The sequence below is a fragment of the Pseudomonas sp. EGD-AK9 genome (assembly GCF_000465935.2).
In the GTDB taxonomy this organism is placed as follows: domain Bacteria; phylum Pseudomonadota; class Gammaproteobacteria; order Pseudomonadales; family Pseudomonadaceae; genus Aquipseudomonas.
In genome coordinates this window covers 1-7,517 of the sequence record NZ_AVOF01000151.1, presented here as the reverse complement: position 1 = coordinate 7,517, position 7,517 = coordinate 1, and the positions used below count along the sequence as shown (strand labels likewise).

Sequence of the window (7,517 nt, the reverse complement as noted above, 5' to 3'; positions counted from 1 at the left end):
ATGCCCTCGCCGTGCAGGTAGAGCAGGCCGAGGGCGAGCTGCGCGTCGCGATGCCCCTGGCGCGCGGCCTGTTCGAAGCGTTGACGGGCCTTGCTCGGGTTCGGCGCGGCGCCCTGGCCGTGCTGGTGCATCCGCGCGCTCTGGTACTGGGCGCGCGCCAGGCCCTGCTCCGCGGCCTGCTCGAACCAGCTCAGGGCGCTGGCCGGGTTCTGCTCGATGCCCTGGCCGCGCAGATACAGCTCGCCGAGCTGGTAGCAGCCGTCGGGCGAACGCTCGGCGGCGCGGCGCGCCCAGTGCAGTGCCTCGGGGTAGTTCCCCAGGCTGCTGGCGATCACCGACAGGTTGTACTGCGCTTTGCCGTCGCCGGCTGCGGCCGGCCCCAGGCAGGCGTCGCGGGCCTGGCTGTAGTTCTTGATGGTGAACAGCAGGTAGCAGTCGTTGGCCTGCTGGCGGTCGATCCCAGGCGATACCGCCGGGGGGGCGACGCGAGGACGCGGTTGGGCGCTATTGACGGCGGGGCGCGGTGTTGCGCCTGGTCGGGCAGGCGGCAGCAGGGCGGCGAACTGTTCGATCTGTTCCTGGCAGGAGTCGCCATAGCTGGCGCGCATCTGTTGCAGCGTGGCCGGGGTCTTGTCGCGTTCGGCGTAGCGACTGGCGACGCGCTGGCAGCGGCGCTGGCGCTCTTCCACCACCTGGCGCAGGTGCTCGGCGCGGCTGGCGTCGCTACCATGCTGGTCCAGGTAATGCGTCAGCGGGGCGATATAGGGCTGGTCGAACAGCTGCGCCAGTTCCCGGTCGTACTGCGCGTTGTTCTGCGAGGCGCCCCAGTTGCCCAGGCTCTGCGCCTGTTGGCTGATCAGCTCGCCGGTCTTGCTCAGCAGCTCGGCCGATCTGGCGAGCAAGCCGTCCTGGGCGGGCTGGCTCGAACAGCCGCTCAACCAGAGTAGGCAGAAAAGACAGGCGATCAGCGTGCGCACGGTTCCCCCCAACTTCACGGCTGCCGAGGCGGCGGGCAGCGTCTGCGTGCCGGCCTGTTCACTCTAGTCGAAAACCGCACAGGGTGATTGTGCGTGCACGCGGGGAGGGCGGAGGGGGCGGGAGTCGGCCGCGGCTGATGGCAGCCGCGGCCGGCGGGGACTCAGTTCAGCGCGTCGGTCAGCGCCTTGGCCGGTACCAGCTTGACCACCTTTTTCGCGGCGATCTCGATGGCCTTGCCGGTCTGCGGGTTGCGGCCGGTGCGTGCCGGGCGCTCGCTGACCTTCAGCTTGCCGACGCCGGGCAGGGTGATCTCGCCGTCGTTTTCCAGCGCGTCGCTGACAATTTCGCCCAGCTGATCGAGCAGGGCGCGTACCGAGGTCTTCGGCAGGTCGATGGCCTCGGCCAGGTCGCCGATCAGTTGGTCTTTGGTGATTGCCATGATGTAACTCCATTTTCGGGTGAGGGTTTCGGCCGCGGCGCCGGGCCTCTCTGGCCCGGGCGCTGTGGCCGAAAGCGGGGGAACGCTAGCACAAAAGCCGGCGCTCGGGCGCGGCGGTGAACTGGCATTAGTCGTCGGCTCCGGGCTGCTGGTTCCAGCGGGCGAGCAAAAAGCGCAGCTGGCCGCGGATGCCCGGCTCGCTGGCGCTGTCGAAGGGCAGGCGAATTTCCAGGCTGCCGTCGGCCTGCAGGGTGCCGCCGAGTGCCTGGTTGGCGGCATGCACGCCCTGGTTCTGCCAGGCGTGGTGCACCTGCCAGTCGCCGCCGGCGGCGCCGGGCGGGGTGATTTCCAGCACCAGGCTGTTGCGGAACAGGTAGCTGCCCTCGTAGTGCTGGTTGACCCAGAGTTTGCGCTCCACCTCGTAGTCCGGCACCCGCACGTTGAACGTCAGGGTGTAGGCCAGGCCCTTGCGCCGCTGGTTGACCCGCGCGCGGTCGGCGAGAAACAGACTGCCGAGGTACAGCTTGCCATGCTGCTTCGGCGCCTTGAGCCAGTGCTGGTGCGCCAGGCAGGCCACCGAGTCCTCCTCGGCGGTGCGCCGGCTGAGGTACCACAGTTTGCCGCGCGGCGCGGCGAGCACCTCGAACTGATACAGGGCGTTGACCGTCTGGCCCTGGGCCTCGGCCTTGCGCAGCTCCTTGGGCAGCGCGATGGCGTCGACCTCGGCCCAGATGTCCACGCGCACGTCGCCGAACAGGAAACGGCTGAGGTTCTGGTAGGCCTCCTCGCTGTTGACTATGCCGAAGTAGCCGGAATGCGCGCGGTAGGCGAAGGCCTTGGCGCAGGGGGCGCCCGGTTTGCCCTGGGCGTCTAGGCCGCACAGGGTGGCGTTGTCGATGCGCACCAGGCCGTCGCTGCCGTGGCCGGCGAAGGTGCGCGACAGGCCCAGACCGGCCTCGTAGTCCAGGCGGTTGGTGCCGACCATGCAGAAGAAACGCTTGGACGCAAAGCGCGCCTCGGGCAGCCAGTCGACCCGCTCGGTGGCCTGGTAGGCGGCCTCCAGGCCGAGGAAGCCGGCCAGGCGCTCGCGGTTGAAATTGCTGATGTCGCTCAGGCTCAGCCAGCTCGGCGGATTGATGCCGAGCAGGTCGATGCCGTTGTGCGGGGTGGCGTAGGTGAACACCTTGTCCACCAGCTTCGCCGCGCCCTTGGGGTCGAGCTTGGGGTTCTGCAGCAGGCCGCGGCAGACCAGGCCGCCCATGGAGTGGGCGACCAGGTAGCAGCGAAAGTCCGCGGCGGCGATGGCGTTCTTCGGGTTGCCGCAGACCAGCTCGCGCACCTTGAGGATCAGCTCGCCGAGCTTGCCGGCGAACACCTCCAGGCTCGGCGTGCTGCCGATGCCGAGCAGGCGCGAGGCCTCGTCGTAGTAGCGGTAGACGATGATCGAGCGGCTACCCATGCGGTTGTCCGGGTTGGCCGCCCATTCCGGGTCGAGGATGTCGTAGCCGTCCTCGTACACGTCCTGGTAGCCGAACTCCGAGGCCAGGCGGATCACCGGTGACTCGAAGACGAACTTGCGCGGCTGACGCGTCTTCTCCGCCACCGCGCGGTACACGGTGGAGCCGAGGTTGAAACCGCAGAAGGGGTCGGCGCTGGTCTGGTCGATCTCGCCGGGCGTCATGGCGTAGCCGCGCACGTAGATGATCGGGTGGAAGGGGCTGTGCGGGTTGGCCATGGGCGCTCCTGAACGGGTGCGCGCGTGCCTCGGGACTGCTCATCAGGGCCGGACTGCGGGATGCGACGAGTTGCGCGGGGTGCCAGCCAAGGCTAGCCGAAAGCCGCGGCTTGTCGCGGCATTTGGTCGGCCGGGCGGTGCGCCGGTGCGCCTCGTCTAAGCTACTGGTACCTGGCTAGTACCGGAGTGCCATCATGTTGCGCGCCTTCGCCGACCTCGGCTTTCGCTGGAAAATCGCCTTGCCCATCCTGCTGCTGGCCGCCTTGCTGGTCACCATGGGCGTGCTCGGCATGCGCGGCATCGCCCAGGTGGCCGAATCCAGCACCACCCTGACCAACCGCCATCTGCCCGCCATCAGCCTGCTGCTCAACGCCGACCGCGACCTCTATCAGGCTTTCGTCGCCGAGCGCAGCCTGCTGGGCGAAGGCGCCAGCGCGCATGTCGCCGGGCTCAAGGCGGCCCATGCCGAGAACCTGCAGCAGGCCTACGACCGCGTGCACAGGTTCGCCGACATGCAGCCGGGCAGTGAGGCGCTGGCGCTGGTGGCCGAGTTCGACCGCGGTTTCGAGCGCTGGAAGGCCACCTCGCAGCGGGTGCTGGAACTGGCCGCCAGCGATCCGGACGGCGCCAGCCGGCTCAGCTTCGGCGACAGCGAGGCGCAGTTCGAGGCGGCGCGCACCGCCATCGACAAGCTCGGCGAGCTGGAAGATGGCGCCGCCAACGCGGTCGGCACCGCCGCCATCGCCCGCGGCGAGGCACTGGCCTGGCAGCAGGGGCTGATCATCGCCATCGGCCTGGGCGTGTGCCTGGTGCTGGTGCTGGGCTTTCCGCTGCTGGTGACCCGGCCGCTGCACAACCTGCTGTACCGTATCGAGCAGATCGCCGATGGCGACGGCGACCTGCGGGTGCGCCTCGACGTGCTGTCGAAGGACGAGCTGGGCAAGCTCAGCCATGCCTTCAACCGCTTTCTCGACAAGCTGCAGCCGCTGATCAAGGAAGTCGGCCGGGTCACCGGCGAGGTGGCCGACTCGGCGCAGAGCCTGGCCGGCATGGCCGCGGCCAACGATCGGCTGATCAGCAGCGAACATGCCGCGGTGGATCAGGTCAGCACCGCCGCCACCGAGATGAGCGCGGCGGTGCACGAGGTGGCGCGCAACGCGCAGAACGCCGCCGATGCCGCACGCCATGCCGAGGCGCAGTCGCGCGAGGGCGCCGAGGTGGTCGGCGCCACCATCCATTCGATTCGCCAGTTGGCCCAGGAGGTGGAAAGCGCCTCCGACACCATCCAGACCCTGGAACAGGAAACCGCCAACATTGGCGCGGTGCTGGCGGTGATCAAGGGCATCGCCGAGCAGACCAACCTCCTGGCGCTCAACGCCGCCATCGAGGCGGCGCGGGCTGGCGAGCAGGGTCGCGGCTTCGCCGTGGTCGCCGACGAGGTGCGCGCCCTGGCGGCGCGCACCCAGGAGTCGACCAAGGACATCCAGCAGATGATCGAGCGCCTGCAGGTCGGCGTGCAGAACGCGGTCAAGGCCACCCATTCGGGCAGCGCGCGGGCGCGGCAGAGCGTCGAACAGGCCGCCGGGGTCGACCAGGCGCTGAGCGTCACCGGCGATTCGGTGCAGCGCATCAACGACATGGCCGCGCAGATCGCCACCGCCTGCGAGGAGCAGAGCAGCGTCACCGAGGAGATCGCGCGCAATATCAGCGATATCCGCGACCTGTCCAACGAGGCGGCGCAGACCTCGGAGCAGAGCACCCGCGCCAGCCGACACCTGTCCGAGCTGTCCCATGGGCTGGCCCAGCTGGTGGGCCGTTTCCGTGTCTGAATAGGCAACCGACGAATCTAAGTGATTGAAGCGGTTGTAACTTTGCGTTTAGTCGCTACAATGGCGCGGCCCGTCGCCAGGCGGGCAGCGTTATGGTGGCCCTGCCGGTCCCCTCGCATTGATCAGCCGTGAACCCGGTCAGGCCCGGAAGGGAGCAGCCGCAGCGGTGACATCGAGTGCCGGGGTGTGGCTGGTGGGGTCCACCTCCAGTTTCTCCGGCGTCCGCCGGGTCTCCGCAATTCCTCCTCTTTATCAGCATCTGCCAGTGGCGGCGTTTTCCTGCGCGCAAGAAAAAGCCCGCGACGGGCGCGGGCTTTGCGGTCTGCGAGGCTCAGGCCAGGCGATAGCTGAGCACGCTGTCCTGTTCCTTGAGGGTCTTGCGCAGGTCGGCGGGGATATTGCCGGCGCGCACCGCCAGTTCCAGGCGGATTTCCTCCAGGCCCTGGGCGAAGGCGTCGCGGTCTTCGAGCTGGGGTTTGCCGAGCACGCGGCTGTAGACCGTGCTGTCGCTCTCGTCGAGCAGGGCGAGGACGATGCTGCCATCCGGGCGCGGCGGGCTGAAACTGGCGCGCAGCGGGCTGAACAGACGCTCGACGAGTTGCTGGTTGGTGAGTTCCATGACCTTACTCCATCCTGAGGGTGACACTCTGTGACCCGCGGAACCTGGGTAAGTTCAGGCGGTCAGCGACTGTTTGGTGCGCTCGATCACGCGCTGCAGCGATTCACCGCTGTACTGACCGGGGTACAGCCGCTGGCTGTACTGGGCGATGCCGGCCTGGTTGACCAGGGTGAAGCTGAAGCTGCCCTTGCGAGTGGCCTGGATGCGGCAGTCGAAGGGCGCGAAGGCGCGGGTTAGGGTGCCAATGGCATCCTGAATCTGATGTTGAGTATTCATTTTTCTGGGTACTTCCTAAAAACAGCTGCGCGTCAGTGCGCGGAATATTGCTCCATGAGGTCGGCCTGCTACGGCCATTGGCATGAACCTGCTCGGAGCTTGATTAGCACGATAAAGTTCCGATGTTACGGTTCTTCAACGGGTCGGTACGTCGGAGGCAGGCAAAGCACTGCGCCAGGTGGCGAGTCGGCCTGATCAGTCAGCAGGTGGGATCGGGGAGGGCGGTAGCAGCGGCGTGCTACGCGTTGAACCGGGAAACCAGCGAGAGGGCGCGAGGCCCGAATGACTTACAGCGTGGTACGAACGCGGCGTATGGTAACGGCTTGGTCAAGAATTAGCCAGCGACATTTTTCCTCCGTACCGCGCGCCAGAGGGCGGGCGCGGGCGGCGGATGCAATTTGCCGGTCGCTCCGCTAGGATTAGCCCACTTTGCTTTCCTCATACGACGGTTTTCCATGAGTTATCAGGTTCTTGCACGTAAATGGCGTCCGCGCTCGTTCCGCGAAATGGTCGGCCAGACCCATGTGCTCAAGGCCCTGATCAACGCCCTGGACAGCCAGCGCCTGCACCACGCCTACCTGTTCACCGGCACCCGCGGGGTGGGCAAGACCACCATCGCGCGAATTATCGCCAAGTGCCTGAACTGCGAGACCGGCATCAGCTCCACGCCCTGCGGCACCTGCTCGGTGTGCCGGGAGATCGACGAGGGGCGCTTCGTCGACCTGATCGAAGTGGACGCCGCCAGTCGCACCAAGGTCGAGGACACCCGCGAACTGCTCGACAACGTGCAGTATTCGCCGAGCCGCGGGCGCTTCAAGGTCTACCTGATCGACGAAGTGCACATGCTCTCCACCAGCTCGTTCAACGCCCTGTTGAAGACCCTGGAGGAGCCGCCGCCCCACGTCAAATTCCTCCTCGCCACCACCGACCCGCAGAAGCTGCCGGTCACTGTGCTATCGCGCTGCCTGCAGTTCTCACTGAAGAACATGCCGCCGGAGCGGGTGGTCGAGCACCTGACTCACGTACTGACTGCCGAGAACGTGCCGTTCGAGGACGACGCCCTGTGGCTGCTCGGCCGCGCCGCCGACGGCTCGATGCGCGACGCCATGAGCCTGACCGACCAGGCCATCGCCTTCGGCGAGGGCAAGGTGCTGGCCGCCGACGTGCGCGCCATGCTTGGCACCCTGGATCACGGCCAGGTCTACGGCGTGCTGCATGCGCTGATCGAGGGCGATGCGCGGGGCGTGATCGAGGCGGTGCGTCACCTGGCCGAACAGGGCCCCGACTGGAACGGCGTGCTGGCCGAGATGCTCAACGTGCTGCACCGCGTGGCCATCGCCCAGGCCCTGCCGGAGGCGGTGGACAACGGCCAGGGCGACCGCGAGCGGGTGTTGCAGCTGGCCCAGGCGCTGCCCGCTGAAGATGTGCAGTTCTATTACCAGATGGGCCTGATCGGCCGTCGCGACCTGCCGCTGGCGCCGGATCCACGCGGCGGCTTCGAGATGGTGCTGTTGCGCATGCTGGCCTTCCGTCCGGCCGATGCGGACGATGCACCGAGGGTGACGCTAAAGCCCTTGGGGATCAGCCAGGCCACTGCTGATTCCCAACCAAGCCCAGTGGCCGGCCCCGCTATGGCGGCGC

At 67.6% G+C, this 7,517-nt stretch carries 7 protein-coding genes and 1 other RNA gene; 3 read left to right on the top strand and 5 right to left on the bottom strand.

The features are described from left to right. From N878_RS08585 to N878_RS08575, 3 genes are all read right to left on the bottom strand, one after another. Positions 1-902, bottom strand: a 902-nt coding sequence (locus N878_RS08585; RefSeq protein WP_021443255.1) for a tetratricopeptide repeat protein, incomplete at its 3' end; no start/stop codon positions are given. A 236-nt stretch (positions 903-1,138) separates the two neighbouring features. Beyond that, a complete protein-coding gene (locus N878_RS08580) occupies positions 1,139-1,417 on the bottom strand; it encodes an HU family DNA-binding protein (protein WP_021443254.1) in 279 nt (92 codons plus the stop codon). A gap of 127 nt (positions 1,418-1,544) precedes the next feature. After that, positions 1,545-3,152 carry a hypothetical protein gene (locus tag N878_RS08575; RefSeq protein ID WP_021443253.1) on the bottom strand — a complete coding sequence of 536 codons (1,608 nt, stop codon included), beginning with the start codon at positions 3,150-3,152 and terminating at the stop codon, positions 1,545-1,547. Between the two features lie 194 nt (positions 3,153-3,346). Between N878_RS08575 and N878_RS08570 the strand changes: the two genes are divergently transcribed. After that, positions 3,347-4,981, top strand: a complete 1,635-nt coding sequence (locus tag N878_RS08570; protein WP_021443252.1) for a methyl-accepting chemotaxis protein — start codon at positions 3,347-3,349, stop codon at positions 4,979-4,981. A gap of 102 nt (positions 4,982-5,083) precedes the next feature. After that, positions 5,084-5,180: signal recognition particle sRNA small type (gene ffs / locus N878_RS26750), an RNA gene on the top strand. 132 nt (positions 5,181-5,312) lie between these two features. Here the strand turns inward: ffs and N878_RS08565 are convergent. Further along, on the bottom strand, positions 5,313-5,600 hold the full coding sequence (locus tag N878_RS08565; protein ID WP_021443251.1) for a DUF3509 domain-containing protein: 288 nt from the start codon (positions 5,598-5,600) through the stop codon (positions 5,313-5,315). Between the two features lie 54 nt (positions 5,601-5,654). Beyond that, entirely contained in the window at positions 5,655-5,876 is a 222-nt protein-coding gene (locus N878_RS08560; protein WP_021443250.1) for a hypothetical protein, read from the bottom strand. Positions 5,877-6,331: 455 nt separating this feature from the next. Between N878_RS08560 and dnaX the strand changes: the two genes are divergently transcribed. Beyond that, positions 6,332-7,517: DNA polymerase III subunit gamma/tau (dnaX, locus tag N878_RS08555; protein WP_031302927.1), on the top strand; the 1,186-nt coding region annotated here is incomplete at its 3' end.